This window comes from Salinicola peritrichatus (assembly GCF_003206715.1).
Lineage (GTDB): Bacteria > Pseudomonadota > Gammaproteobacteria > Pseudomonadales > Halomonadaceae > Salinicola > Salinicola peritrichatus.
Genome location: NZ_PZJU01000034.1, coordinates 1 through 25,225 on the forward strand (window position 1 = coordinate 1; position 25,225 = coordinate 25,225).

Consider the following 25,225-nt stretch of genomic DNA (forward strand, 5'->3'; position numbering starts at 1 on the left):
CATGATGGGCGGCTATGGTTGGGATGCCCAAGGTTATAACCTGAGTGATCAACAACGCAGCCGACTACGCACCATCCAACAGCAGTTGATCAAGCAGCAGACGCCATTGATGCAACAGATGGTCGCGCATCGGGGAGAGCTACAGTCCCTCTATATGGATCCCACTACCGAGCCCAAAGCGATCAGCGATGAATACGGTCAGTTATTTTCGCTACGCCAGAAGATGATTCAGAACATGCTGGAAGCGCGCAAACAAGCCGCAGACGTGCTGGGCCAAGGAACCTCCCAACATCAGGGAGAATCTCAAGGCCAGTAGATGTGTAGCATCGGCGCAGGTACGCGCCCCCCTCATCCTGCCCGTTCCCGTCTGCTCGATAGCAGTAGCGCGGCCAGTGCCAGAGTGGCGACACCGACCGCACCATTCGGAGTCTACAAGACGTCGGGGCTCGGGCGTGAGGGTGGCCGCAACGGTTTCGATGTATACGAAGGGCGGCATTCTGGCCGCCCTTCGTGTTATCGAACATCCCCGGGATAGGTTAGCTGCCGCTGGTTTCCGGCTCGGAGTGTGACGCTGGCGTCGTGGTCAGGTCCGGCTCGGTAAGTTCCAGCAGCTCGCGGGACATGGCGCGGACGTCATACAGAAGCTGCGGGTTCTCGGCCAGTGCCTTGCCGTAGGAGGGAATCATCGCTTTCAGCTTGGCCTGCCATTGCTCGCTGGCGACCTGTTCGGGGAAGACCCTTTCCAGCAGTTTGAGCATGATCGAGGGCGCCGTCGATGCGCCTGGCGAGGCGCCCAGCAGGGCGGCGATCGTGCCTTCCGCGCCGCTGACCAGCTCGGTGCCGAACTGCAGCGTACCGCCCTTGCCCTCGATGTCCTTGATCGTCTGCACGCGCTGGCCGGCGGTCCACAGCTTCCAGTCCTCACGCCTGGCTTCGGGGTAGTAGTTTTGGAGTTCCTTGAACTGGCCGCTTTCGGACATGCGAAGCTGACTGATCAAGTAACGCACCAGATCCATGTTGTTGAGACCCACCTTGGTCATCGGCCACAGATTGTTGGGCGTGATCGAACGCATCAGGTCGGTCCAGGAACCGTTCTTGAGAAACTTGCTCGAGAAGGTCGCGAAGGGACCGAACATGATTGCCGGCGTACCGTCGAGGATGCGCTTGTCGATATGCGGCACCGACATTGGTGGAGAGCCGGCCGGTGCCATGCCATAGACCTTGGCGTCGTGCTTGGCGACCACGTCCGGGTTGGTGGTGTAGAGGAACTGTCCGCCAACAGGGAAACCACCGTATTGCCTGGCTTCGGGGATACCGGACTTCTGCAGTAGTGGCAGCGCGGCACCACCGGCACCGATGAACACGAAGCGCGCGTTGACGCTGCGTTCGTTGCCGCCGCCATGGGTGTCGGCGACGGTGACCTTCCAGGTGCCATCCGGGTTGCGCTTGAGGTCGCGTACCTGGGTGTTGACCGAGAGGTGGAAATTGTCGTGGCGCGACAATGAATTCATCATCTGGCGGGTGATCTCGCCAAAGTTGACTTCGGTGCCGATCGCCATGCGGGTTGCCGCCACCGGGTCCTGCTGGTCGCGGCCGGTCATCACCAACGGGATCCACTCCGCGATCTTGGCGGGGTCGTCGGAATATTCCATCCCGGCGTAGAGCGGATTGCCGTGCATCGCTTCGAAGCGCGCCCGCAGATATGCGACCCGCTCCTGCCCCCAGACGAAGCTCAGATGCGGCACGGTGTTGATGAACGACCGGGGATTGGAGAGGACGCCCTCGCGGACCTGGCTGGCCCAGAACTGGCGCGAAACCTCGAACTGTTCGGTGATGCCGATGGCGCGCTGGATATCGACGCTACCGTCCGGTCGAGATGTGGTGTAGTTCATTTCGGCGAAGGCCGAGTGACCGGTGCCGGCGTTGTTCCAGACGTTGGAACTCTCCTCGGCGGCCTTGTCCAGGCGCTCGTAGAGATGAATCGTCCATTCCGGTTGCAGAGTCTGCAGCAGGGTTCCCAAGGTGGCACTCATGGTGCCGGCCCCGATGAGAACCACGTCGACGCTTTGGGTGTCGCCGGATTCCGCTCCTGTCTGGGTAGCAGGCAGGGAGCAGAGCGTAATGCCATGACGCAATTTCATGAAGGTTCTCTGTCTGATGGATACGGACAGGCGCGAACGCGAATACGCACATAGTTTAATGACGTCGCACTGCTAGTGCCATGCTTGAGCGTCATAAACCTGACAAGAACATGTTGCGAATGGCTTTCTTCGGGCGGCGAACGTAAACCTCGAACCACGATTCGGCATGTGATTCAGGCGTCGCACGGCGATAGACGGATTCGACTACTGGACCCTTGACGCCAGCAATTTCTTTTAGCATGCTAAGTATGTGTTGCGGCAAAACGCCGCAGGCATGTCATTTGCCCAAGGAGTAGTTATGAAAGCGCTCAACAAGCTGTTTTCCATGTTGGCCGCTATCGTCGTCTCCGCCGTGTTGCCGTTTTCCATGGCACCGGAGAGCGAGGCTAGCCAGCACCAGAGTTCCTACAGCAGCGCCGATGTCGCCTCCTCGGTTGCGGGAGAAGAGGAGAAGCAGGACAGCGAGTCGGCTTAGGCCGTACGAAAATTACCTGCGCCTGCCCGGTCGAAATCTCATTTGGCTAAAGTCGGCTGGTCGCAGGCTCCGACGCGGGTGAGGATGGAAATGTTTTCCATGACTGCGGAGATCCGTCCATGCCCGTCTACGCCTACCAAGATCTCACTCCTAGCCTGCCGGAGGGCGATCGCTACTGGATCGCCCCTGGCGCCCATGTCATCGGCCAGGTCGAATTGGGGCGCGATGTCGGTATCTGGTTCAACGTGGTGATCCGGGGCGACAACGAACGGATCATCGTCGGTGACGGCAGCAACATCCAGGAAGGCTGCATGCTGCATACCGATCCCGGCTTCGTGCTGCGTGTCGGGCGTGGCTGCACCATCGGTCACCACGCCATCCTGCATGGCTGCACTCTGGGCGACAACACCTTGATCGGTATGGGCGCGACGGTGTTGAACGGCGCCCGAATCGGCAACAACTGCCTGGTTGGCGCCAATGCCCTGGTGACCGAAGGCAAGGAGTTCCCCGATAACTCGTTGATCGTCGGCGCCCCGGCCAAGGCCGTGCGCACGCTCGATGACAAGGCCGTGGAAGGGCTCAAGGCTTCGGCGGCACATTACGTCGAGCGCTGGCAGCAATTCTGTGAAGGATTGAAAGGCATCGATATCGATTGATCCCTCCATGGCTTCCGTAGGGCGAACGAGTTTGCGTCTACACTGGGAGCAGCATCGTCCCGGGGAGCCAGAAATGAATCACGACTACACCACCGATGAACCCGGCCGTGACGAGCTGCGCGCGATGCGCGGCCCTGTCGTGGTCGAATTCGGCGCGCCCTGGTGCCCCTGGTGCCAGGGCGCGCAGCCGCTCATCGCCCAGGCCTTCGAAGGGCACGAAACGCTTGCCCACTACAAGATCGAGGATGGCAAGGGACGCCCGCTGGGGCGTTCGTTTGGCGTCAAGTTATGGCCGACATTGATCTTTTTGCGTGATGGCGAAGAGATGGCCCGGCGCGTGAGGCCCGAGTCCGCGGAAACGATACGCGAAGCGCTGGCACAAATCATAACGGCCGAGTAATCGGTTACGCTGCGCCTTTTCCCGGACAGGAGAGTCTCCGTGGCAGCAGGAAGCCTACTCACGCTACTCGACGATATCGCCACCCTGCTCGACGACGTCTCGTTGATGACCAAGGTCGCCGCCAAGAAGACTGCCGGCGTGCTCGGCGACGATCTGGCGCTCAATGCCCAGCAGGTCACCGGCGTGCGTGCCAGTCGCGAACTGCCGATCGTCTGGGCCGTGGCCAAGGGGTCGCTGCGCAACAAGCTGATTCTGGTGCCGGCGGCATTGCTGATCAGCGTTGTCGCGCCCTGGCTGATCACGCCATTACTCATGATCGGCGGCGCCTTTCTCTGCTACGAAGGGGCGGAGAAGCTCGCCCACAAGTTCCTGCACGCCGACGGCGAGCAGCATAAGGAGGAGGTGCGCAAGGCCGCACGGATGGACTCCAAGGAGGAGCGGCTGGCGTTCGAGAAGGAGAAGATCCAGGGCGCGGTACGCACCGATTTCATCCTGTCGGCGGAGATCATCGCGATCACGCTCGGTTCGGTGGCCGCCGCCGCGTTCACCCAGCAGGTGGTAGTGCTGGCGATCATCGCCGTGGCCATCACGGCGGCGGTCTATGGTCTGGTCGCGGCCATCGTCAAGCTCGACGATCTCGGCTGCTATCTCAACGAGCGCAACTCGGGCGCTGCGCAGGCGATCGGACGTGGCATTCTATGGGCGGCACCCTACTTGATGAAGCTGCTTTCCATCGTCGGCACCATCGCCATGTTCCTGGTCGGCGGCGGCATTCTCACCCATGGTATTCCCTTCCTTCATCACGCTATCGAAGACCTGGCCGAAATGCCGGAAGACATTCCCGGGATCGGCGTGATCGTCCAGCCGCTGACGCCAATGCTGCTCAATCTCGGCTTTGGCATCTTGGCCGGCGCGATCGTGCTCGGCGTTGTCGCGTTGATCAAGAAACTGCGTGCCGGCATGGCCCGCTGAAAAACTTCCGTCGACGCTGAATCGCTCTTCGTTAACCCCGGTACGCGTGTCGTCCGTTGCCATTCGTCTACGCTGAAAAGTGTTTCAGGCGAAGGAGGCAACGGATGGCTGACCTCGAAACCTACCGCCGCAAGCGGGACTTCTCGCGCACGCCCGAACCGCGTGGTCGCCGTGGCAGGCGTGGCAAGACCTCGCGTTTCGTGATCCACAAGCATGACGCCAGCCGGTTGCACTACGACCTGCGCCTGGAGGAGGGCGGCGTGTTCCGCAGTTGGGCGCTGCCCAAGGGCCCCAGCCTCGAACCGGGGGAGAAGCATCTGGCCGTTCAGGTCGAGGATCACCCGCTCGACTACGGCGATTTCGAGGGTGTCATCCCCGAGGGCTACGGTGCCGGCACGGTGATGATCTGGGATCGGGGCGAGTGGCGTGTTACCGGCAAGCACGACGCCGGCCAGATCGATCTCGAACTCGACGGCGACAAGCTCAAGGGCGCGTGGACGCTCAAGCGCATGCAGGGGCGCGAACGCGACGGCAAACAGTGGCTGTTGATCAAGCGGCACGACGAGGGCGAGGCCCGAGTTCCCAAGCGCCTGGACGACGTCAGCGTCGACTCGGATCGGAGCATGGCGCAGATCGCCGAGGCGGCAGCGGGCGGCAAGCGTTCCTCGGAGGACACCAAGCGTTCCTCGACCAGTAGGACGTCGAAGCGCAAGGCGTCGCCCCGAACGGGCGCCAGCGTCGGGATTGCCGGCCTCGAGCGGATCGAGGGCGCGCGTCAGGGCCGCTTTCCCACCAATCCCGCCGCGCACCTGGCGACGCTGGTCGATGAGACGCCAACCGGCGATGCCTGGTATCACGAGATCAAGTTCGACGGTTATCGCATCCTGGCGGGGCTCGATCGCGGCAAGGTGCGTCTGCTTACCCGTAACGGACACGACTGGCGCGATCGATTCCCCGAGATCGCGGCCGCGCTGGAGGCGCTGCCGGTAGAGAAGGCGCTGTTCGACGGCGAAGTGGTGGCGCTCAGGCGCGACGGCATCAGCGATTTTCGGCGCCTGCAACGCGCCTTGAGCGAGGAGCGCACCGGTTCGTTGATCTACCAGGTATTCGACCTGCTCTACCTCGACGGTTTCGACTTGCACGAGGTGGCGCTGGGCGAGCGCAAGGCAGTGCTGGCGAAGCTGTTCGAGGCCTTGGCGCTACCGAACGGCACCAGGCTGCGCTATACCGATCACATCGAAGGCCAGGGGAGGGCGTTTTTCGAGCAGGCGAGCCGAAGCGGGCTCGAGGGCGTGATTTCCAAGCGTATCGATTCCCCCTACCGTGGACGACGCAATCGCGATTGGGTCAAGGCGAAGACCGAACGCCAGGCCGAGTTCGTCGTCGGCGGCTATACCGACCCGCAAGGCTCGCGCTCCGGTTTCGGCTCGCTGTTGATCGGCGCCTATGACGACGACGGCAAGTTTCGCTATTGCGGCCGCGTCGGCGCCGGTTTCTCCCATGCCCAGCTCGATCAATGGCAGCGGTCGCTCGCGCGAACGACGCGCAAGACCTCGCCCTTCGTCGAACGCGACATTCCCGATCTCGGCGCCACCCACTGGGTCACGCCGCGCTGGGTGATCGACGTCAACTTCAGCGAATGGACCAATGACGGTCGTCTGCGCCATCCCCGCTATCGCGGGCTGCGCGAGGATCGCGATCCGCGCGACATCCACTTGAGTCAGCAACAGGCCACGGGGGTCTCCATGTCCGTTTCCAATGGCAAGCCCGGTGACAAGTCTTCGCAAAAATCGGCGTCCCAGGGCGGGAGCCAGGTTGCCGGCGTCACCCTGACCCACCCGGATCGAGTGCTGTTCGAGGATGCCAAGATCACCAAGCAGCGCCTGGCGGAGTTCTACGCCGAGCATGCCGAGTGGATTCTGCCGGGGCTGGCCGAGCGCCCGTTGACGTTGCTGCGCTGTCCCAGCGGTATCGGCGGCGACTGCTTCGTGCAGAAGCATCCGAGCGACACCACGCCCGGCAACCTGCCCAGCGTCCCGATCCGGGAGAAGTCGGGCACGCACGACTATCTCTATGTCCGCGACGCCGTCGATCTGGTCGCGCTGGTCCAGCTCGGGACGATCGAGTTCCACGTCTGGAACAGCCGCATCGACGATCTCGAGCGTCCCGATCAGCTGGTCTTCGATCTCGATCCCGCGCCGGAGTGCAAGTGGAAGGCCGTGATCGACGTGGCGCGCCAACTGCGCGAGTCGCTCGAAGCGCTCGGTCTGCGGGCCTTCCTGCGCACCACCGGCGGCAAGGGCCTGCATCTGGTGGTTCCGATCAAACCCCGTGCGGACTGGGACACCGCCAAGGCCTTCGCCGAGGCGGTCTGCGAGCGTTGCGCCGAGAAGAACCCTCAGGGACTGACGCTCAACATGTCCAAGCAGGCGCGTCGCGGCAAGGTCTTTCTCGACTACCTGCGCAACGGCCGCGGCGCCACGGCGGTGGCCTCGTACACGGTGCGGGCCAAACCCGGCGCCACGGTCGCCACGCCCGTTCGCTGGGAGGACCTGGGGGCATCGCTCACCGCCGACCGCTATACGCTGGACAACCTGCCGCGGCGTCTCGCCTCGCTCAGGCGCGACCCGTGGGAGGGCTTCGATCAAGCACGCCAGGCGCTGACCAAGAAGCGCTGCCGCGATGCCGGAATGGAGATCTAAACATGGCGGCACGGGCAATCTGGAAAGGCGTGATCCACATCGCCGAAGAGCGGGTTCCGGTCAAACTCTACGCGGCGGTTTCCGATCGCAACGTGCATTTTCGACTGCTCGATCGACGCCGGCATCGTCCGGTGCATCAGCAGATGATCAACCCGCAGACGGGAAAGAGCGTGCCCCGGGAAGATCGACACAAGGCCGTGGTGGCCGACAATCGCGACAAGATCCTGTTCGACGAGGAGGAACTGGCCGAGTTGGCGCCGCCGCCTTCCCGTGACATCCAAGTGATGCACTTCCTCCCCGCCGGAACGATCGATCCGCAGTGGTACCAACGCCCCTATTTCCTGGGGCCGGACGGTGACGATGAGGCCTTCGACGCGCTGGCGGCGGCGCTCGCCGACAGTGGAAGAGAAGGCCTCGTGCACTGGGTGATGCGTCACAAGGCTTATGTCGGCGCGCTGCGCGACCGCGACGGGCATCCCGTCCTGATCGCCTTGCGCCATCTCGACGAAGTCGTCGATGCCGCTGCGCTGGAGCCGCCGGGCGGGGGCAAGCTCAATGCCGGAGAAGTGAATATGGCCACCGAACTGGTCAATATGTACGCCGCCGACTTCGAGCCCGAGACCTATCAGGACGAGTATCGGCAACGTCTGGAATCGCTGGTGGAAGCCAAGCGCCGAGGCAAGCGGGTCAAGGTCAAGCGTCGCCGTCGTCAGGCGCCTTCGGACGATCTTGCCGCTTCGCTCAAGGCCAGCCTGGCCCGGGAGCGTCGACGTGCCTAAACACGAGGAACGCGGTTTTCGCGGACCCCGCCCGTTCTGGTCCGGCACCATCGCCTTCGGTCTGGTCAATCTGCCCGTCGGGCTCTACCCCGCGCAGCACTCGCGGGAGCTCTCGTTGCGTGAAGTGGACGAAGACGGCACCCCGCTCTCGCGACGCTTCTTCAGCGAGCACGGGCGCAAGCCGCTCAAGCCGCGCGAAGTGGTTCGCGGCATCGAGGTCGCCGACGACCGCTATGTGGTCGTCGAGGAGCAGGAGATCGAGGACGCCGCGCTCGAGCATCGCCGCGAGATCGAGCTGAGCCGGTTCGTGGCGATCGACGAACTCGATCCGTTCTATTTTCGACGCGCGTACTTCCTGGTGCCGGACAAAGGAGCGCTCAAACCCTACCGTCTGCTGGCCGAGGCAATGGAGCGGGCCGGTCGGGCGGGCATCGCGACGCTGGTGATGCGCGGGCGGGAAGCGCTGGTGGCGATACTCGCCGAAGGCGGCATCCTGCGCGCCGAGGCGCTGCGCTTTCATGACGAACTGCGTTCGCCGGAGTCGGTCGGGTTGGAAGAGCCGGAGGAACCGCCGAGCCAGCGCGAGCGCCAGCTACGTCAGGCGATGGAACGCCTGAACGCCAAGACGCTCGATCCGGACGAACTGATCGACCCGCACATGACGGCGCTGAAAAAGCGCGTGCGCCAGAAGCGGCGGCGTCACGAGGACGTGATTCCCGCAAGCCAGGACGACAGGGAAGCAGCAAACGACGAAGACCAGGACAGTGCTGAAGTCATCGACCTGATGCAGGTATTGAAGCGCAGCCTGAAGCGTGGACGTGTGGAGCCTTCGGACGATCGCAGCCGAGACAACCGCAGCCAGAAAAAAGCGGCCCGTAACGGTTCGTCGCGCCGACGGCAATCGTCGAGCCGGTCATCGAAATCGCCGAAAGCGTCGCAAGCGGAACTGTCGCAACTCTCGCGGGACGCGCTCTACGAACGCGCCCAGGCGCTCGATATCCCCGGCCGCAGCCGCCTGAGCAAGGCCGAGTTGGTCGAAGCGATCCAGTCGCGTCAGTAGATCGCTTCCATCGCCAGCAGTTCGCGCTCCAGCGAAAAGACATGGGGATCGTCGAATTCCAGCTCGCGCAGCGCCGCGGCCAGGTTGAGCAGATAGTCGCGATTGGGACCGCTGGGACCGTGGGAAACGGCGATCTGGCGTGCGATCTCGGCTTCCGGGGCCGGCCCGAGCCAGGCGGCGTTGTCCTTCCGGGCCAGATAGACCACGCCCTCGGCCCGGCTGCCGTCGTCGAAGGTCATGTCGGTGACGACGCGCAGATAGCCATTCTTCTCCCGCACGTCCAGGGGCTCGAAGACGCTGGGCGCAATGCGGTAGGCCATGCCGTGGCAGACCGCATCGGGATCGCGAACCAGCGTGACGACACGGCCCGGGGCCTCGAGCGTGCCGCGATGATCGTGCGAGCCCTGCCAGAAACGTCGCGTCCAGCCGCGAATCGAGGCCGGACGGCGTTCCAAATAGTCGAAGTCGGCCTTCCAGATCAGCGAGCCGTAGCCGAACAGCCATACCGACTCGTGATTGTCGAAGTGGTTCATCAGACGATTGTGAGCGGTGGTATCGAAAGACATGTCGTTAGAAGCCGTGCAGAAGAACGCCAGTTTGTCAGCAGCCCCGACAATATGCGGTGTGGCCGAGGCGTTCACAAGTCACCGGTGTTTGACGAAATGCCCTGATCTGCCACTGTGAAAAGGCAATGCCAAGGCAAGCTTGGGAGACATCATGGCCAGCCAGAAACGGATTGTCGAAACGCTGCTGGAGCGTCACGGCAAGACTTTCGCCAGCGAACTCGGCGTCGACCTGCGCAAGAACACCCCTTCGCCGCTGTTTCGGTTGCTCTGCTACGCGTTGCTGACCAGTGCGCCGGTGGGCGCAGATCTGGCCATGCGCGGCGCCAAAGCGATGGTGAAGGCGGGTTGGACGACAGCGAAGAAACTCGAGGCGAGCGATTGGGAAACCCGTGCCCGGGTGCTCAACGAATCCGGCTATGCCCGGGTCGACGAGAAGACCGCCAGCCAGCTCGAAGAGATGAACACGCGATTGCTCGACGAATACGGCGGCGACCTGCGCAAGCTTCGAGACGCGGCGAACGGCGATCCCAAGACGCTGCGCAAGCGACTCAAAGCGTTCAAGGGCATCGGCGGCACCGGCGCCGATATCTTTCTACGCGAGGTCCAGCTGGTATGGGACGAGTGTTATCCCTATGCCGACAAGGCGGCCCTCGCCTCGGCGGAAAAGCTCGGGCTCAAGGCGGATGCCGGCAGACTGGCTCAAAAGGTGTCGCGTGAGGACTATCCTCGACTGATGGCGGCGCTGGTACGCTGCAAGCTCGCCAAGGATAGCCAGGATGTGCTTGCCGCCGCCCGTCAGTGACGGCCGTTATCGCCAGTTTCGAGTTCAATCGGCGGCCGCTTCGGCGGCCTCCCGGGGCAGGATTAGATTGAGCACGATCGATACCAGCGCGCCGGGGATCAGGCCGGATTCCAGCAGCACGCCGATCTGCCCGGGCGCGCCCGCGTAGAGCCCGTTCTGGGCCGGCAGGCCGATGGCCACGGCCAGCGAGACGCCGACGATCAGCATGTTGCGCTTGTTGAACGCGGCATGGGAAAGCATCTTCACCCCCGCGCTGGCGATCATGCCGAACATGATGATCACCGCGCCGCCCAGCACCGCGGCGGGGATCGCCGACACCACCGCACCGAGCTTGGGAATCAGCCCCGCCAGCACCAGGAAGCCGCCGCCAATGGCGACCACGAAACGGCTGGCGACGCCGGTCAGCGCGACCAGCCCGACGTTCTGGCTGAAGCTGATCTGCGGGAAGGCGCCGAATAGCGCGGCGAAGCTGCTGGAGAGACCGTCGGCCATCACGCCGCCGGAGAGTTCGCGCTTGGTCGCCTCGCGTTCGGCGCCGCCGATCGCGGTGCCGGAAATATCGCCGATCGACTCGGCGCAGGTCACCACCGCCATCAGCGCGATGGCCAGAATCGCCGCCGGGTCGAAGCTGAGGCCCATCTGCAGCGGCAGCGGCAACTGGAACCAGCTCGCCTCGCCGACCTTGGAAAAGTCGAGCAGACCGAACGGCGCCGCCGCCACGCAGCCGACGAGGATGCCGATCAGCACGGCGGCTTCCGACAGAAATCCGCGGCAGAACTGATGAAACGCGACCGTGACCACGAACACCAGCGCGGCCAGCAGCAGATGATGCGGCGCGCCGAAATCAGCGGCACCGACGCCACCGCCGACGTAGGCGAAACCCACCGGCAACAGCAGGATGCCGATCAGCAGCACGAAGGTGCCCGAAACCACGGGCGGGAAGAACACGCTCAGGCGCTTGTAGAAAAGGCCCACGACCGCCATCGCCAGCCCGCCGATCAGGGCGCCGCCAAAGACCGCCGGCAATCCCTGGCTGGCGGCGATCGGAATCATGACCGGCACGAAACCGAAGCTGGTGCCCATGACGATCGGCAGGCGCGCCCCCAGCGGGCCGATGCCCAGCGTTTGCACCAGCGTGGCGATACCGGCGACGAACATCGCCATCTGCACCAGGAACACCGTATCACTGCCGGAGAGGCCGGCGGCACCAGCGATGATCAGGGGCACGGCGGCATTGCTGACGAACATCGCCAAGACATGTTGTATACCAAGTGGAATGGCTTTTCGCAGCGGCGGAAAGTAATCGACATCACGAAGTCGCGCGGAATCCGGCGCTGGTGAATGCGTATTGACATCTGATTTTGTTGAGGAATTGGATTTATCTGCAACGGCTTCCTGACTCATGGACGACTCCGGGTGGCATTATTCTTGTCTCTAGGATGTCGGTTACTGTAAAAGCTTTTTGTGTACAAAAAAATACCCAAGTCCTGGAGGACTTAGTCTGCCTCCGGTTTTGGCCACCAGCGGGACAACGCCTCGTCGGCCCGGCGTTTGACGTCCTCATCGATATAGATCGAGACCGCCACCAGCGCGGCCGCCAGCACGCTGGCGTCATCGGTATAGCCGACGCCGGCGATGAAGTCGGGAATCGCATCCAACGGCGAGACGAAATAGCCCAGCGCGCCGACGATGGTCGATTTGGCCCAGATCGGTACGTCGGGCCGCTTGAGCACGTAATAGAGCTGCAGCGCCTTGAGCGCGACTTCGCGCCCGGCGCGCTTACCGAAACGGGTCAGCTTGCGCCAGAAACGCTCTTCGCTATAGGCGCTGCGGTGGGTGTTCACATCCTTCGTGTCGACATCATCGTTCGGCAGATGAATGGCGTCGTCGTGGGGCAGATCGTCGGGGGAGCGAGAAAGCGGTGACATCGTGTGGCTCCGTCGTGGCGGGCAGTCGTTCTGACTTCTCATGCACAGTCTAGCTAGCGCGGCTGGAGCGGCACAACGCCGTTGGCCCGGTTCCCGCGTCAGTACATCGGCGGCGCCACTCGGACGCCTGCTTTGTCGCTTGTGGCGAAGCGGCGTAACGATTTTACTAGGGCCTGTTCATACTATTCACGCGGCCACGACGGAGCCGGTTTTTTCGTGAGGCTAGGCGCGAGCCTCGGGTTTTGGTGGTTCCAAGCGCTTGGCTCGTAACAACGCCTCGCGGAAAAACCGGCCCGTCCCTTCGGGTTGCGCGTCAAATACGCCCAGGCTTCGTTGCGTGACTGGATAAGGAAACCACCCTTATCGGCGTCCCGCGCCTTGCCTGAACGCATTTGACGCAGCAACGCGGCTCGCGGCGCATAGGGTGAACAGGTCCTAGACAGTGCATCAGGGATAACAAGGATAAGGAATGACAATGGTAACTACCGAGATGCTCCAGCCTTTGCCCGCCATCGACGGCGAGCGGCTATGGCAGACACTGATGGAACTGGCCACCATCGGCGGCACGTCCAAGGGCGGCTGCAATCGCCAGGCGCTGACCGACCTCGACCGCCAGGGCCGTGAACTGTTGACCCGTTGGTGCGAGGCGGAAGGGCTGACGGTGCGCTTCGATGCCATCGGCAACATCTTTGCCCGTCGCCCCGGGCGCAATCCGAATGCCGATCCGATCGTCATCGGCAGCCATATCGATACCCAGCCCACCGGCGGCAAGTACGACGGCTGTTTCGGGGTGCTGGCGGCACTAGAGGTGATCCGTACCCTGAACGCCCACGGCATCGAGACCGAGCGGCCGATCGAACTGGTCTCCTGGACCAACGAGGAGGGCTGCCGCTTCGCGCCCTGCATGATGGGCTCCGGCGTGTTCGCCGGCCAATTGACGCTGGAAGACGCGTTGGCGCGCACCGACGCCGATGGCGTCACCGCCGGCGAGGCGCTGGCGGCGATCGGCTATGTCGGCGACGATGCCAGCCGGCCGGCCCGCTTCGCCGGCTATCTCGAAGCGCATATCGAGCAGGGGCCGATTCTCGAGGATACCGGCGACACCATCGGTGTGGTTACCGGCGCGCTGGGGCTCAAGTGGTTCGACGTGACCGTCACGGGGATGGCTGCGCATTCCGGATCGACGCCGATGCATCTGCGCCGCGACGCATTGCTCGGCGCCATCCGGGTGGTCGAAGCGGTCGAGCGCATCGCCCTGGCGCACCAGCCCGATGGCCGTGGCACCGTCGGTGCGTTCCAGGTCTCGCCCGACTCACGCAACGTGATTCCCGGCCAGGTGACGCTCAGCGTCGACTTCCGCCACAGCGATGGCGAGGTGCTGGCGGCCATGATGAGCGAATTCCGCAGCACGCTCGACACGATCGCCGACGAGGCCGGACTGGAGATCGCCGTCACGCCGACTGCCGACTATCCGCCGCAGCACTTCCATCCCGCCTGCATCGCCGCCGTGCGTCGGGGCGCCGAGGCGGGCGGTTATGCCCATCGCGACATCGTCAGCGGCGCCGGACACGATGCGGTATTCGTCAGCGATGTCGCGCCGACGGCGATGATCTTCATCCCCTGCGAGAAGGGCATCAGCCACAACGAGGCCGAGTACGCCAGCCCCGAAGACGTTGCCGCCGGCGCCAACGTACTGCTGCACGCCACCCTGGAATTGGCCGGCCGCGCAGTCGAGGGAGTCTGAGCATGTCCGAGTCGATCTCCAGCACCGGATTGGCCGACTTGAGTGCGGTCGAGGCACTGACGCTGTTCGCGCGCGGGGAACTCTCCCCGCTGGCGCTGACCCGGGATTGCCTGGCGCGGATTGAGCGTCACAATCCGGCCGTCAACGCCTTCTGCCATGTCGATACCGAAGGCGCGCTGGCCGCCGCGCGGGCTTCCGAGGCGCGCTGGCGGCGCGGCGAGCCGATGGGGCCACTCGACGGTGTTCCCGCGACGATCAAGGATCTGACCCTGACCGCCGGCATGCCGACCCGCAAGGGCTCGACCACGACGCCGGCGGGCGGCCCCTGGGAGATCGATGCCCCGTTCACCGCCCATCTGCGTGCCGCCGGCGCGGTGCTGCTGGGCAAGACCACGACGCCGGAATTCGGCTGGAAAGGCGTCACTGACAACCCGCTTTACGGTATCACCCGCAACCCCTGGAATCCCGAGCTGACCGCCGGCGGCTCTTCCGGTGGCGCTGCGGCAGCGTCCGCGCTCAATCTCGGCCTGCTGCATCAGGGCAGCGATGCCGGCGGTTCGGTTCGCATTCCCTGCAGTTTCACCGGCACCTTCGGACTCAAGCCCACCTTCGGCTGGGTGCCCCAATGGCCGGCCAGCGCCATGACCACGCTGTCGCATCTGGGACCGATGACCCGCAGCGCGGGTGACAGCGCGTTGATGCTCTCGGTGATTGCCCATCCCGATCCGCGCGATGGCTATGCCGGCCCGGCCTGTCCGCTGGACTGGTTGGCCGAGCCGCCGGCCGATCTTCAGGGCATGCGTATCGCCTACAGCCGCGACCTGGGCTACGTCTCGGTGGCGCCGGAGATTCTGCGCGCGGTGGATGCCGCGGTCGAACGGCTAAAATCGCTGGGGGCCGAGGTGATCGAGACCGATCCCGGCTTCGCCTCGCCCAAGGCGACCTTCGATACGCTCTGGCACGCGGGCGCCTCGCGCTTGCTGGATGGCCTCGACGCAGCACAGCGCGAGGCGCTCGATCCCGGCCTCAGGGCGATCGCCGAGCACGGCAAGACGCTCTCGCTTACCGACTATCTCGTCGCTCGCGAACAGCGGGCGGCGCTCACGGCACACATGGCCGAATTCCACCGCGAGTTCGATCTGCTGGTGACGCCGACGCTGCCGCTGGCACCGTTCACCGCCGGGCATGACGTACCGCCGGGCAGCAACTATGTCGACTGGGTCGACTGGACCCCGTTCAGCTATCCCTTCAACCTCACCCAGCAGCCGGCCGCCTCACTGCCCTGCGGTCTCGATGACCAGGGATTGCCGGTAGGACTGCAACTTGTCGGCCCACGCTATCGCGACGACCGGGTGATGGCGGTGGCGCGCCTGCTCGAAACGCAACTGCCGAGACTGGTGCCGCCGATGGGTGCCTGATTTCCAGCCCATCTACCTCGGCGGCTGGTTGCCTCGACGCATCCTTGCATGCTCGTTCAGCCGCCTTGTCGCCTGCCTTGACGCATGAACCAGGCTGGAACGATGGCGATGAAGAACACAATGGCGACGATATAGAAACCGTCCTGATAGGCCAGCAGGCGTGCTTTCGGCAGGAGTACCGATTCCAGGTAGGCCATGGCGCCCGGTGGTGTTCCGCCGGAAAACCGATCGCCAAAGGGGTTGCCCCAATGCGAAAGCAGTAATGTCAGGCGGTTGATCGCCTCGATTCCGGCGGGATTTTCCGGGGTCAATGCCTGTGCCAAGGCATCGCCATGGAAAACCGTACGCTGTTCAACCAGTACCGACAGCAGGTTGACACCGAAGGCGCCGCCCAACTGTCGCACGAAGTTGAGACTGCCGGACCCCTGCGCCAACTGATCATGCGGCAGTGCACGCAAGGCGCCGGCATTCAGCGCGGGCAGCATCAGTCCGAGTCCCACGCGCCCGAACAATACCCACGTCGCTAATGTCCAGAAAGGCGTGTCGACGTCGACGCTTCGGGATAACCAGCATGAGCAACCGAAGATTGCCAGTCCGGCAACGACCGGCATATGGGCGGGTAGACGATCGCTGAGTTGCCCGGCGATGGGAAAAACGATGGCCAGGACGAACCCGGCCGGCATCAACAGCAGTCCCGACCGGGTCGGCGTATAGCCCTGCACGGTTTGCACGAACAGCGGCACGATGTAGGTCGAGCCATAGATACCGGCGCCTAGCGCGAACGCGACCAGGCAGGCGGCGGTAAAGCGTCTATTGGCGAACACCCGTAAGCTGAGCAGGGGATGCGCCGTGGTCAGTTCCCAGATCACGAACCCCGCCGTGGCGAGCAAAGCCGCGGCGAACAGCGCCAGGATCGTATTGGAGCTCCAGCCGTCTCGCTGACCGTTGGAAAGTCCTGACAGCACGGTGGTCAATGCGACGACCAAAAGACAGAAGCCGATGAGATCGAAGCGTCGATCGTGCCCGGCGGTTTGATCGTGTCTCGGGAGGAAGAAGCACGCCGCGACGATCCCCGCGATGCACACCGGCACTACGACCAGGAACACATCACGCCAGCTGTATTGGTCGACCATGATTCCGCCAAGGGTGGGCCCCAATGCCGGAGCTAGCACGATTCCCACCCCGTAGATACCCATCGCCGTGCCGCGCTGCTCGATGGGAAAGACCTGCGAAATGACTACCATCGCCAATGGCTGGATCAGTCCCGCTGCGCTTCCCTGCATCACGCGGGCAAGGATCACCTCGCCGCCATTGCTACTCGCCGCCCCCAGCAGGCAGCCAAGAATGAATAGCACCAGGGCGGCGATGAATGCGGCACGATACCCCAGTCGATCCAGCGCCCAGGCCGTCAACAGCATCGTCGCGGTCATTGCGGCGAGAAAGCCGGTCGATAGCCACTGCACCTGGTCCTGGCCCAGGCCGAAAGCGCCCATGATGTCGGTCATCGCCACGTTGACGATCGTTGCCGTTGCCGTGGTGGAAATGGTCCCGAGCATCACCGTGGCGGTGGCCAGCCATTTGTAGGCCGGCCCATAGCGCGCCGAAAGCGCCTCAATCGGCGACATCGATGGATACCTCGACCATCAGCCCTGGTTTGAGACGTGCGTCATGCCGATCCAAGGCTATCCGTACCGGCACACGTTGGGTCACCTTGGTGAAATTTCCCGAAGGATTCGGACTCGGCAGCAGAGCGAACTGGTTGGTTGCGGCATTACCGACTCGCAATACCTTGCCGCGCAGATCGAAATCGGGATAGGCATCGACGCTGATGCGCACGGGCTGGCCGACCTCGACGTCGCCGATCTCGGTTTCCTTGATATTGGCTTCGACCCACACCTCGTCGGGATTGTGAATCATCATGACCCACTGACCGGTCTGGACGTAGTCACCGGCGTCGGCCATGGTCTTGTCGACCACGCCGTTCACCGGCGACTTCAAGACCCGGTCCTCGAGTTCCTGACGCAATTGATCCGCCTGGGCCACGAGCGACTTACGCTGTTGGCGTTGAACGTCGATCTGTCGCGTCAGCACATCTATCTGTCCGAATTGAGCGGCGGCATCGGCAAGGTCGGCACGCCGGGAGACCAACTGAGCCTGCGCCTCGCGCAATTCGTCCTGGTGCTGCAATAGTGTGCTGTGCGCGTTATCCCAGGCCTGTCGGCTGATCGAGCGGGACTTGAGCAATGCATCGATACGGTCGAAATCCGCTTGCGCCAGAGTCACCTGGTGCTGCGCGCTTGCCACGACCGCTTCGGCGGCATCGACTTGAGCCCGTGCATCGTCGACGCCGGCCTGGTTGGTTTTACGCGTCGTCTCGCGCTGGGTCATGTATTGCTGGATCTGGGCATCGGCGGCGGCAATGCTTGCCTCCAGGGCGGCCAGTTGCAGGCGGGTGGCGCGCATGTCGAGACTTGCCAGGGTTTCGCCCTTCTCGACACGGTCGCCTTCCATTACCGGCCTGCTCATCAGCCAACCGTCGACCCGGCTGGCAATGGTGACCATCTCGCCCTCGATACGCGCATCGTTTTCCTCGACGTGTCCCTGGCGCCATTGCATCCAGTGCCAGCCATAAAGGCAGAGCGATATCAGCACGATCACCGCGAGCGCCAAGGCGATGGCATGGCGTCGTGTCAGCTGGCGCGGATGGTAAAAACGCGAGCGGGGGGAAAGGACAGTCTCTTGCGCGGAACGGTCGTCATCCATCCTCATCCTCCCGTTCCAGCTTTGCCAATTCATCGAGGATCCGCTCGAGCACCCGCTGGGCGGCGCCAATGTCCTCGTCGCTTAATCCTGCGAGCACACGCTTGCGCACTGCCTGAGAAACCGCTTCGACACTGGCCACCGTTGTTTTCCCTGAAGGGGTCAGATGCAACACCTTGACCCGTCGGTCCTGTCCTTCGCGACGATCGACCAGCCCTTCGCGTTGCAGCGTGTCCAGCAGGCGAACGATCGAGGAATCATCCAGTGCGAGTGATCTGGCCAGATCCTTCTGGGGCATGGGAGCTGGTGCCCGAGCCAACTGCAGCAGCGGTAGCCAGGTCGCCTGGGTCAAACCAAATGGTTGCAAGCGCCGATCCACGCAGCGCCGCCACTGGCGCGCGGTTCGCGCTACCAGCGGGCCAAATCCACTGCGAAGGGGAGCATCGTCGGAAGTCATCGCGTAGACCTATGTTGCGTACAATCGATATCGGTAGCTTAGTAATTGTTTATATAACAACTAATGGCAAGCCATCAATTGTACGCTCCCGTCTCGTTGACCTTTCCAACCCCGCCGGGTGCGGCAAGGCAGCCTTGCGTGGATGGATCACCGCTTAGACATTGGTCGTAACATCCGATAATGGGGGGCTTTGCGGCTGCCACTGCAGGGAAACCCTATGTATCTGTTTTACAAGTCTTAAAGGGCTGTGGGTCAGGCGATGCGGTATGGTTGGATAATCTCGAATGTCACTGACGTAAACGGTGGGTATGAATTAACGGTTGATCTCCAAATGCGTTCTCATCTAGCTTGATATGGAAACGGTTCCATATACTCGTATTCAGTACTACTGTGCCGGCTATTTTACGGCCTTTAGACGAGGTATATGGATGCATTCCCAATGGGTTGTCCTTTGAGATGAGGAGGGCGCTATGGCGACGGAAGCTGCGCTCGTTCAGGACGAGAAAAAGAGCGATTTAACGCTATTCAGCATGCCGCTAGTTTGGTTCTTTTTGCTGTTTTTGGTGACTACGACTTCTGTCTATACGGGGACCATGCCCGGTGGAATCGTAGGCAGTCTGATATTCTTGATATCGTTGGGCGCTATTCTGGGTTGGGTTGGTGATCGAACCCCCATCATTCGTTCGTTCTTCGGTGGCGGTGCCATCGTGGCTATTTTCGTGCCCGCCATCATGGTCTATTTTCACTTGATCCCTCAGAAGACCCTGGATGTCGTTAACGATTTCATGGTTGGTGGTGGGTTTCTCAATTTCGTCATTGCTGGCCTGATAACCGGAAGCATTCTCGGCATCAATTCCAAGGTTCTCGTCTACGCAGGCGTACGCTATATCATTCCGTTGCTGGCGGCGGTTGCCGGTTCGGCCTTGCTCGCCGTTATCGTGGCGGCCATCGTGGGCTTTGACTTACGCGAGGCGGTCATGGTCATCGCGCTACCGATCATGGGCGGTGGCATGGGTGCCGGAGCCGTGCCGATGTCACAGATGTATGCCTCCGCCCTGGGACACGATCCCGCCTATTACATCTCCATTCTGGTACCCGCGTTGGCGTTGGGTAATGTTTTCGCGCTGATCATGGGTAGCGTACTGAATATGATCGGCAATCGTTTCCCGAGTCTGTCGGGGAACGGGAAGGTATTGAAGAATTTCGAATACGAAGAGGATAAGCGGGCGCCGCTGGATGTAGGAAAAATGGGCGCTGGATTGGTGCTTTCCTGCGGGTTTCTCGCACTGGGTTATATTCTTCATATCTTCATTCCGATCCATCCTTATGCGCTGATGATTCTGTCTGTCGCACTCATCAAGGTCAGCAACATCGTTCCACAATCCGTCGTTGATGGTGCGAAACAGTGGTATGAGTTTTGTATCCGTAATTTCGTGATCGTCATTTTGACCGGAATCGGCATCGTCTATACGGATATTGGCGCCGTCCTGGGGACGCTGAGCCTGAGTTATATCCTGATCATTTTCGGGGTCGTTGCGGGCGCCGCGCTGGGAGCCGGAATAGCCGGAAAGCTGGTGGGTTTTTATCCCATCGAGGCTGCAATCACGGCAGGATTGTGCATGGCCAACATGGGCGGGACGGGAGACGTCGCCGTACTATCGGCAGCCAATCGCATGGAACTGATGCCTTTTGCGCAGATATCGTCGCGGTTGGGTGGAGCGTTGATTCTATTGATCGCTGGTTTCCTCCTATTTTAAATCGTTTTCAATTCCGGAATTCATAGAGAATTTTTCATGAAAATCACCGATGTCGAAATATTGCCGGTCAATCGCTTCTTGTATGTCCGGATCACGACGGATGAAGGACTGACAGGGATTGGGGAATCGGGAGCCTGGGGATTTCTCGACGCATCCGCACAGGCCATGGAGACCTTCAAGCAATATCTGATCGGCAAGGATCCGCTGCATATCGAGCACCATTGGCAATATCTCTACCGCTCGTTCCACTTCCGGGGGGCGGCGATCATGGGCGCCATCAGCGCGATCGACATCGCCCTGTGGGATATCGCCGGGCAGTGGTTCGATGCGCCGATCCATACGCTGCTGGGCGGGCCATCCCGTCACAAGGTCCGCGCCTATTACCACGTCAGCGGCGAGACGATCGAGGAACTGATCGATGAATGCGTCCAGGCCAAGGCGCAGGGTTATAGTGCGGTGGGGCATTTATCGCCTTTCCTGGACGAGCCCCGGAGCAAGCCCTACTTCATGCCTTACGCGCAGATGATCAACGAAGCCGCCGACCGGGTGAGAATGCTGCGCGAAGCCGTGGGCGACGAGGTCGATCTTTGCCTGGAGTTGCATCGCCGCATGAAACCCGGCGAAGCGATCGCCTTTGCGCAAGCGGTGGAGCCTTGGCGCCCATTCTTCCTGGAAGATCCCATTCCCCCCGACAACTTCGATGCGATGGGGCTGGTGGCCGGCAAGACCACGGTTCCCATTGCCACGGGGGAACGGATCCATACGATCCAGGAATTCCAGATGCTGATGTCGCGCAATGCCATGACCTATGCCAGAACCAGCGTCTGTTTGTGCGGCGGCATCACGGGGACGCGCAAGATCGCCGCCATCGCCGAGTCTCATGGCGTGCAGATCGTCCCGCACAATCCGCTGAGTCCCGTCAGCACCACGGCCTGCCTGCACCTGTCGGTCGCCGTGGACAATTTCGCCGTCATGGAATTGCCCGACCACGATACCGTCTCGGCGACCGAGCGCTACACCAGCAGCGACTCCGTCGGCCAGGGCTCGTTCAAGCAGAGCGACATGGTGACCTGGGTGCCCAGGGCGGAAAACGGCTTCATTGCCGCGCCCGAGCGGCCGGGGCTGGGTATCGCGCTGGTCGATGACGTGACCGAGCGATTCCCCTATCGGCGGCGGGAAGTGAATACCCGGCTGCATGTGGATGGTTCCGTCGTGGATCAGTAAACCATCGCGAGGCTGGCTCAGGCGCCGGCTTCGTCAGCCAGCCTCTTGACCGACTCGCGCTTTTCCAGCCAGGTGGGCAAGAGGACGCTTTCGGCCTTGGATGCCGGATGATTGATGCGATGGAGCAGGAGATCGACGGCTTCCGTCGTAAGCGCCTCGAAATCGCGATTGACGATGGAGATCGCCGGTGACAGCAGGCGAGTCACATCGGTCTCGTCGAAGCCGATGATGGAAACGTCCTCGGGATAGCGCAGGCGGCGCTTGCGTAGATAATCCAAGGCGCCGATCAGGGCGCGGTTGCTGCCGACGACGATCGCGGTAGGCGGTGCGTCGAGTGCCATCAGCTTCGCCATGGCGTCATAACCGCTAGCCACATCGTGGCGCACGGTGGCAACCCGTTCGGATGCCAGCGCCAGCCCATGCCCGGCCATGGCGGCCTCGATCGACTTGCGGCGCTCCCGCCCGGGTAGCGTCGTTCGATCCGTGATCAGTAGCCCAATGCGGCGATGGCCCATCTCGACGAGATGATCGACGGCCTGTTGGCAGCCGGGCCGTTGATCGCTGGCGACCACCGTGGCATTCCCATGTACCAGCGCGCGGTTGAGAAGCACCACCGGCACTTCCATCGTCTCGATGAGTTCTGCCGTCCGGGGCGAGGCATCGTCGTTCAGTGTCGCCATGATCCCGCTGGCACCTTGGTGGGCCAGCGTTTGGAAGAGCTGTGCTTCCAGTCCCGGATCGTCGTTGGTGACACCGAGAAAGAGCTGATAGTCGTTATCCAGAAGCAACTGCTGGGCCTTCTGGACGATGGCAGCGAACATCGGATTGGTGATATCGCTGACGATGACACCGATGCTGCGTAATCGGTTCGAGCGCATGCCGCTGGCGATGAAGCTGGGCTTGAAGGAGAGCGATTCGATGGCCTTGAGAACCCTTTCGCGGGTTTCTTCGCCGACGTAACCGCTGTCGTTGATGACCCGTGAGACCGTTCCCATGCCCACGCCGGCCGCTTTTGCCACATCACGAATCGTGGGTGCTCGTTCCTTTTTCAATATTCTTCGACCTCGTCCCGTTTCCTGATGATCTGCCATGCTGGCCGTTTTTATAGTGCGGTGGCCGCTGGAATGGGTCAAAGGCATTGTTGATTGGCTACGATCACGAAGAGTTAGGGGCGCGCATGTAGCGTTTCCAGCATCCAAGCGTTCCAGATGGCATCAAGCTGAGAGGTTTGGCCGAAATCGTCCGCTTTTGCGTATGCCTCGTCCTCGTTGCCACATTTGGCGGACGCTAGCATGAGTCTCCACATTGAAACTGGAGTATCTCGCAATGTCCGATATGGCCCTACTGTTGATTGATGTTCAGGCTTCGTTTACGGCCAAGAATTACTGGGACGAGGCATTGGCCGAGGTTTGGCGTCCGCGCCAGCGCCGGCTGCTCGATCTGGCCCACGAGGCCGGCCTGCCGGTGATCCGTATCCTGCACGAGGAGCCGGGCAGCATGACGCCCTTCGATCCCGACTCTGGTTTGGTACGTCCATTGATGGGGTTCGAGGATGATGTCGCAGTGACTTTTCACAAGCGTGCGCACAATGCCTTCACCGATACCGGGTTGGAACGCTGGTTACGGCTTGCCGGCATCAAACGCCTGGCCATCAGCGGTATCCGTACCGAGCAGTGCTGTGAAACCACCGCTCGAATCGGTTCGGATCTAGGCTTCGAAATCGATTTTGTCAGTGAGGCGACGCTGACCTTTCCCATGACCCGAGCTGGTCGTCAATGGAGCGCCGAGGAGATTCATGCTTGCACCGAACTGGTGCTGGAAGGGCGCTTTGCGCGTATCGTTGATATTGCAACCTTACAGCGTGAGTGGCTGGCAACGGAAACGGCTTGATGCCCGAACCTTCTCTAGTGATTGGCGTGTTGATGCTGCCGGGGCAAGTGCCCCTGGATCTGGCCGGGCCATTACAGGTATTGCAGAGCGCCGTGCAGCAGGGCGCGGCCTTGCAAGTGCGTTATTTCGGACCGACACGGAGCTTGGCATGGATGGGGCCCTTGCAGCTCTCCGGTATCGAACCGTTGCCTCATGAGCCCATATCGCTCGATTTATTGCTCGTGCCGGGTCAATATCGCCAATGCCTTGATTCGGCGACGCGGCAGACCGCCGTGATCTGGCTGCGCGAGCAAGCCGCAAGCTGCCGAACGTTGATGGCGGTGTGTTCCGGCGCCTTGTTGCTGGCGCGCGCCGGCCTGCTCGATGGCCGGCGTTGTACCACTCACCATTCATTGCTCGATGAGTTGCGGAAGCTGGCTCCCAACGCCAAGGTGCGCGGTGATTGCATTTTCACCGAGGATGGCAATTACCTTACCAGCGCTGGTATTTCCACTGGTATCGATACCATGTTGCATTGGCTGACCCGCACCCAGGGGCATCGCATGGCTCTGCAGGTAGCACGCGAACTGGTGCTCTATTGGCGACGCAGTGGCCAAGAGCCGCAGATCGGCGCTTGGCTGGAAGGGCGCAACCATGTCGATGCGCGTATTCATCGTTTGCAGGATGCGCTAGCGACCCGGTTGGATCGACCCTGGGCGCTAAAGGAGATGGCGAATCAGGCCGCGATGAGCGAGCGCCACCTGCGACGACGCTTCACCGAGTTGACCGGCATGTCGCTGAACGATTATCTGGCGCGGCTGCGTCTGCAACTGGCGCGCCAGCTCATGCACGAGACTGACTGGAGCCTGGCGCGAATTGCCGAAGCGTCGGGGTTTGGCGAGGAGCGGCAACTCAGGCGCGTCTGGCAGCGCTTCGAATCAGGCACTCCCTCGGCATGGCGGCGCTTGACGCAGCGCTGAAAATGCCCTTTCCAGCCGCCTGGCGCAGACCAGGCGTATCGTGTCGAATGGCGTCGATGACGACACGGCACCGGGCGTTTTTCACGTCGATTATTTTTCACACCCGCCATGGAGAATAGCAATGTCCGTCCTGGCCAAGACGCCGAAGCCCCCATACTACTCGGTCATCTTCACCTCGCTGCTGAGCGGCGACAACGAAGGCTACGCCGCCATGGCAACGCGCATGCTTGCGCTGGCCGAGCGTCAGCCCGGCTTCCTGGGCGTCGAGTCGGCCCGCGAAGCGCTTGGCATCACCATCTCCTACTGGACCGATCTCGAGGCCATCCGGGCCTGGAAGCAGGATATCGAACACCAGCAGGCGCAGCGGCTGGGGCGCGAGCGCTGGTATTCGGCCTATCGGACCCGTATTGCCCGGGTCGAGCGCGATTACGGTCTGGATGACGAGACGCTGGCCCGGCGCTGACACTGGATAGTTCAGTAGTCCAATTGACGGGCGCGTCTGGCTGATGGCCGAAGACCATTTTCGGCGCATTCC

Annotated in this window: 24 protein-coding genes; 16 read left to right on the forward strand and 8 right to left on the reverse strand. The window is 62.2% G+C overall.

The window, feature by feature from the left end:
- The coding region (locus tag DOM57_RS13475; RefSeq protein ID WP_110649720.1) for a Spy/CpxP family protein refolding chaperone at positions 1–316 on the forward strand (316 nt) is incomplete at its 5' end.
- Between the two features lie 220 nt (positions 317–536).
- On the opposite strand, the gene mqo is transcribed toward DOM57_RS13475, so the two are convergent.
- Positions 537–2,141 (reverse strand): malate dehydrogenase (quinone), encoded by a 1,605-nt coding sequence (gene mqo / locus DOM57_RS13485; RefSeq protein WP_110649722.1) that lies wholly within the window; start codon positions 2,139–2,141, stop codon positions 537–539.
- A 298-nt stretch (positions 2,142–2,439) separates the two neighbouring features.
- Here mqo and DOM57_RS21825 point away from each other — a divergent pair, with 298 nt between their 5' ends.
- From DOM57_RS21825 to ku (DOM57_RS13515), 7 genes are all read left to right on the forward strand, one after another.
- A complete protein-coding gene (locus tag DOM57_RS21825) occupies positions 2,440–2,616 on the forward strand; it encodes a hypothetical protein (RefSeq protein WP_162619539.1) in 177 nt (58 codons plus the stop codon).
- A 119-nt stretch (positions 2,617–2,735) separates the two neighbouring features.
- On the forward strand, positions 2,736–3,272 hold the full coding sequence (locus DOM57_RS13490) for a gamma carbonic anhydrase family protein (RefSeq protein ID WP_110649723.1): 537 nt from the start codon (positions 2,736–2,738) through the stop codon (positions 3,270–3,272).
- A 73-nt stretch (positions 3,273–3,345) separates the two neighbouring features.
- Positions 3,346–3,672, forward strand: coding sequence for a thioredoxin family protein (locus DOM57_RS13495; RefSeq protein ID WP_110649724.1), 327 nt, complete (start codon positions 3,346–3,348; stop codon positions 3,670–3,672).
- A gap of 39 nt (positions 3,673–3,711) precedes the next feature.
- Positions 3,712–4,644: a DUF808 domain-containing protein gene (locus DOM57_RS13500; protein WP_110649725.1), complete on the forward strand. Its 933-nt coding sequence runs from the start codon at positions 3,712–3,714 to the stop codon at positions 4,642–4,644.
- Positions 4,645–4,748: 104 nt separating this feature from the next.
- Entirely contained in the window at positions 4,749–7,346 is a 2,598-nt protein-coding gene (ligD, locus tag DOM57_RS13505) for a DNA ligase D (RefSeq protein WP_110649726.1), read from the forward strand.
- A gap of 2 nt (positions 7,347–7,348) precedes the next feature.
- Positions 7,349–8,125, forward strand: a complete 777-nt coding sequence (gene ku / locus DOM57_RS13510) for a non-homologous end joining protein Ku (protein ID WP_110649727.1) — start codon at positions 7,349–7,351, stop codon at positions 8,123–8,125.
- The gene (gene ku, locus DOM57_RS13515; RefSeq protein ID WP_110649728.1) at positions 8,118–9,185 is read left to right on the forward strand and encodes a non-homologous end joining protein Ku; all 1,068 of its coding nucleotides are present in this window, start codon (positions 8,118–8,120) and stop codon (positions 9,183–9,185) included. The genes ku (DOM57_RS13510) and ku (DOM57_RS13515) overlap by 8 nt, the downstream gene beginning before the upstream one ends.
- Here the strand turns inward: ku (DOM57_RS13515) and DOM57_RS13520 are convergent.
- Entirely contained in the window at positions 9,179–9,751 is a 573-nt protein-coding gene (locus tag DOM57_RS13520; protein ID WP_110649729.1) for a gamma-glutamylcyclotransferase, read from the reverse strand. The two genes, ku (DOM57_RS13515) and DOM57_RS13520, sit on opposite strands and share 7 nt — an antisense overlap.
- A 151-nt stretch (positions 9,752–9,902) precedes the next feature.
- Between DOM57_RS13520 and DOM57_RS13525 the strand changes: the two genes are divergently transcribed.
- On the forward strand, positions 9,903–10,553 hold the full coding sequence (locus tag DOM57_RS13525) for a hypothetical protein (protein ID WP_110649730.1): 651 nt from the start codon (positions 9,903–9,905) through the stop codon (positions 10,551–10,553).
- Between the two features lie 24 nt (positions 10,554–10,577).
- On the opposite strand, the gene DOM57_RS13530 is transcribed toward DOM57_RS13525, so the two are convergent.
- Positions 10,578–11,801 carry a uracil-xanthine permease family protein gene (locus DOM57_RS13530; RefSeq protein WP_239496226.1) on the reverse strand — a complete coding sequence of 408 codons (1,224 nt, stop codon included), beginning with the start codon at positions 11,799–11,801 and terminating at the stop codon, positions 10,578–10,580.
- Positions 11,802–12,049: 248 nt separating this feature from the next.
- Complete coding sequence (locus DOM57_RS13535; RefSeq protein ID WP_110649732.1) at positions 12,050–12,481, reverse strand: YkvA family protein; 432 nt, start codon at positions 12,479–12,481, stop codon at positions 12,050–12,052.
- Between the two features lie 469 nt (positions 12,482–12,950).
- Here DOM57_RS13535 and DOM57_RS13540 point away from each other — a divergent pair, with 469 nt between their 5' ends.
- Complete coding sequence (locus DOM57_RS13540) at positions 12,951–14,225, forward strand: Zn-dependent hydrolase (protein ID WP_110649733.1); 1,275 nt, start codon at positions 12,951–12,953, stop codon at positions 14,223–14,225.
- A gap of 2 nt (positions 14,226–14,227) precedes the next feature.
- Positions 14,228–15,643 carry an amidase gene (locus DOM57_RS13545; protein WP_110649734.1) on the forward strand — a complete coding sequence of 472 codons (1,416 nt, stop codon included), beginning with the start codon at positions 14,228–14,230 and terminating at the stop codon, positions 15,641–15,643.
- 56 nt (positions 15,644–15,699) lie between these two features.
- Here the strand turns inward: DOM57_RS13545 and DOM57_RS13550 are convergent, their stop codons facing one another.
- From DOM57_RS13550 to DOM57_RS13560, 3 genes are read right to left on the reverse strand one after another with little or no spacing between them, the layout of a single operon-like run.
- Positions 15,700–17,268 (reverse strand): DHA2 family efflux MFS transporter permease subunit, encoded by a 1,569-nt coding sequence (locus DOM57_RS13550; RefSeq protein WP_110649735.1) that lies wholly within the window; start codon positions 17,266–17,268, stop codon positions 15,700–15,702.
- The gene (locus DOM57_RS13555) at positions 17,255–18,406 is read right to left on the reverse strand and encodes an HlyD family secretion protein (RefSeq protein ID WP_162619540.1); all 1,152 of its coding nucleotides are present in this window, start codon (positions 18,404–18,406) and stop codon (positions 17,255–17,257) included. The genes DOM57_RS13550 and DOM57_RS13555 overlap by 14 nt, the downstream gene beginning before the upstream one ends.
- Positions 18,399–18,770 carry a MarR family winged helix-turn-helix transcriptional regulator gene (locus DOM57_RS13560; protein WP_204352973.1) on the reverse strand — a complete coding sequence of 124 codons (372 nt, stop codon included), beginning with the start codon at positions 18,768–18,770 and terminating at the stop codon, positions 18,399–18,401. Before DOM57_RS13560 ends, DOM57_RS13555 begins: the two co-directional genes overlap by 8 nt.
- A 560-nt stretch (positions 18,771–19,330) precedes the next feature.
- Here DOM57_RS13560 and DOM57_RS13565 point away from each other — a divergent pair.
- Both DOM57_RS13565 and DOM57_RS13570 read left to right on the forward strand, forming a co-directional pair.
- Positions 19,331–20,617, forward strand: coding sequence for a 2-hydroxycarboxylate transporter family protein (locus DOM57_RS13565; protein ID WP_110649738.1), 1,287 nt, complete (start codon positions 19,331–19,333; stop codon positions 20,615–20,617).
- 36 nt (positions 20,618–20,653) lie between these two features.
- The gene (locus tag DOM57_RS13570; RefSeq protein WP_110649739.1) at positions 20,654–21,841 is read left to right on the forward strand and encodes a mandelate racemase/muconate lactonizing enzyme family protein; all 1,188 of its coding nucleotides are present in this window, start codon (positions 20,654–20,656) and stop codon (positions 21,839–21,841) included.
- Positions 21,842–21,858: 17 nt separating this feature from the next.
- Here DOM57_RS13570 and DOM57_RS13575 read toward each other — a convergent pair whose 3' ends face one another.
- Positions 21,859–22,860, reverse strand: coding sequence for a LacI family DNA-binding transcriptional regulator (locus tag DOM57_RS13575; protein ID WP_162619541.1), 1,002 nt, complete (start codon positions 22,858–22,860; stop codon positions 21,859–21,861).
- Positions 22,861–23,167: 307 nt separating this feature from the next.
- Here DOM57_RS13575 and DOM57_RS13580 point away from each other — a divergent pair, with 307 nt between their 5' ends.
- The 3 genes from DOM57_RS13580 to DOM57_RS13590 all read left to right on the forward strand — a co-directional run bounded on the left by DOM57_RS13580 (position 23,168) and on the right by DOM57_RS13590 (position 25,153).
- Positions 23,168–23,731 carry an isochorismatase family protein gene (locus tag DOM57_RS13580; protein WP_110649741.1) on the forward strand — a complete coding sequence of 188 codons (564 nt, stop codon included), beginning with the start codon at positions 23,168–23,170 and terminating at the stop codon, positions 23,729–23,731.
- The gene (locus DOM57_RS13585) at positions 23,731–24,690 is read left to right on the forward strand and encodes a GlxA family transcriptional regulator (RefSeq protein WP_110649742.1); all 960 of its coding nucleotides are present in this window, start codon (positions 23,731–23,733) and stop codon (positions 24,688–24,690) included. The genes DOM57_RS13580 and DOM57_RS13585 overlap by 1 nt, the downstream gene beginning before the upstream one ends.
- Before the next feature lie 121 nt (positions 24,691–24,811).
- A complete protein-coding gene (locus DOM57_RS13590) occupies positions 24,812–25,153 on the forward strand; it encodes an antibiotic biosynthesis monooxygenase family protein (RefSeq protein WP_110649743.1) in 342 nt (113 codons plus the stop codon).
- Positions 25,154–25,225: the final 72 nt, after the last annotated feature.

Coding starts and splice junctions, on each gene's coding strand:
- mqo (WP_110649722.1), bottom strand. CDS start 2,141: ATGAAATTGCGTCATGGCATTACGCTCTGCTCCCTGCCTGCTACCCAG.
- DOM57_RS21825 (WP_162619539.1), top strand. CDS start 2,440: ATGAAAGCGCTCAACAAGCTGTTTTCCATGTTGGCCGCTATCGTCGTC.
- DOM57_RS13490 (WP_110649723.1), top strand. CDS start 2,736: ATGCCCGTCTACGCCTACCAAGATCTCACTCCTAGCCTGCCGGAGGGC.
- DOM57_RS13495 (WP_110649724.1), top strand. CDS start 3,346: ATGAATCACGACTACACCACCGATGAACCCGGCCGTGACGAGCTGCGC.
- ligD (WP_110649726.1), top strand. CDS start 4,749: ATGGCTGACCTCGAAACCTACCGCCGCAAGCGGGACTTCTCGCGCACG.
- ku (WP_110649727.1), top strand. CDS start 7,349: ATGGCGGCACGGGCAATCTGGAAAGGCGTGATCCACATCGCCGAAGAG.
- DOM57_RS13520 (WP_110649729.1), bottom strand. CDS start 9,751: ATGTCTTTCGATACCACCGCTCACAATCGTCTGATGAACCACTTCGAC.
- DOM57_RS13525 (WP_110649730.1), top strand. CDS start 9,903: ATGGCCAGCCAGAAACGGATTGTCGAAACGCTGCTGGAGCGTCACGGC.
- DOM57_RS13530 (WP_239496226.1), bottom strand. CDS start 11,801: ATGTTCGTCAGCAATGCCGCCGTGCCCCTGATCATCGCTGGTGCCGCC.
- DOM57_RS13535 (WP_110649732.1), bottom strand. CDS start 12,481: ATGTCACCGCTTTCTCGCTCCCCCGACGATCTGCCCCACGACGACGCC.
- DOM57_RS13540 (WP_110649733.1), top strand. CDS start 12,951: ATGACAATGGTAACTACCGAGATGCTCCAGCCTTTGCCCGCCATCGAC.
- DOM57_RS13545 (WP_110649734.1), top strand. CDS start 14,228: ATGTCCGAGTCGATCTCCAGCACCGGATTGGCCGACTTGAGTGCGGTC.
- DOM57_RS13550 (WP_110649735.1), bottom strand. CDS start 17,268: ATGTCGCCGATTGAGGCGCTTTCGGCGCGCTATGGGCCGGCCTACAAA.
- DOM57_RS13555 (WP_162619540.1), bottom strand. CDS start 18,406: ATGGATGACGACCGTTCCGCGCAAGAGACTGTCCTTTCCCCCCGCTCG.
- DOM57_RS13565 (WP_110649738.1), top strand. CDS start 19,331: ATGGCGACGGAAGCTGCGCTCGTTCAGGACGAGAAAAAGAGCGATTTA.
- DOM57_RS13570 (WP_110649739.1), top strand. CDS start 20,654: ATGAAAATCACCGATGTCGAAATATTGCCGGTCAATCGCTTCTTGTAT.
- DOM57_RS13580 (WP_110649741.1), top strand. CDS start 23,168: ATGTCCGATATGGCCCTACTGTTGATTGATGTTCAGGCTTCGTTTACG.
- DOM57_RS13585 (WP_110649742.1), top strand. CDS start 23,731: ATGCCCGAACCTTCTCTAGTGATTGGCGTGTTGATGCTGCCGGGGCAA.
- DOM57_RS13590 (WP_110649743.1), top strand. CDS start 24,812: ATGTCCGTCCTGGCCAAGACGCCGAAGCCCCCATACTACTCGGTCATC.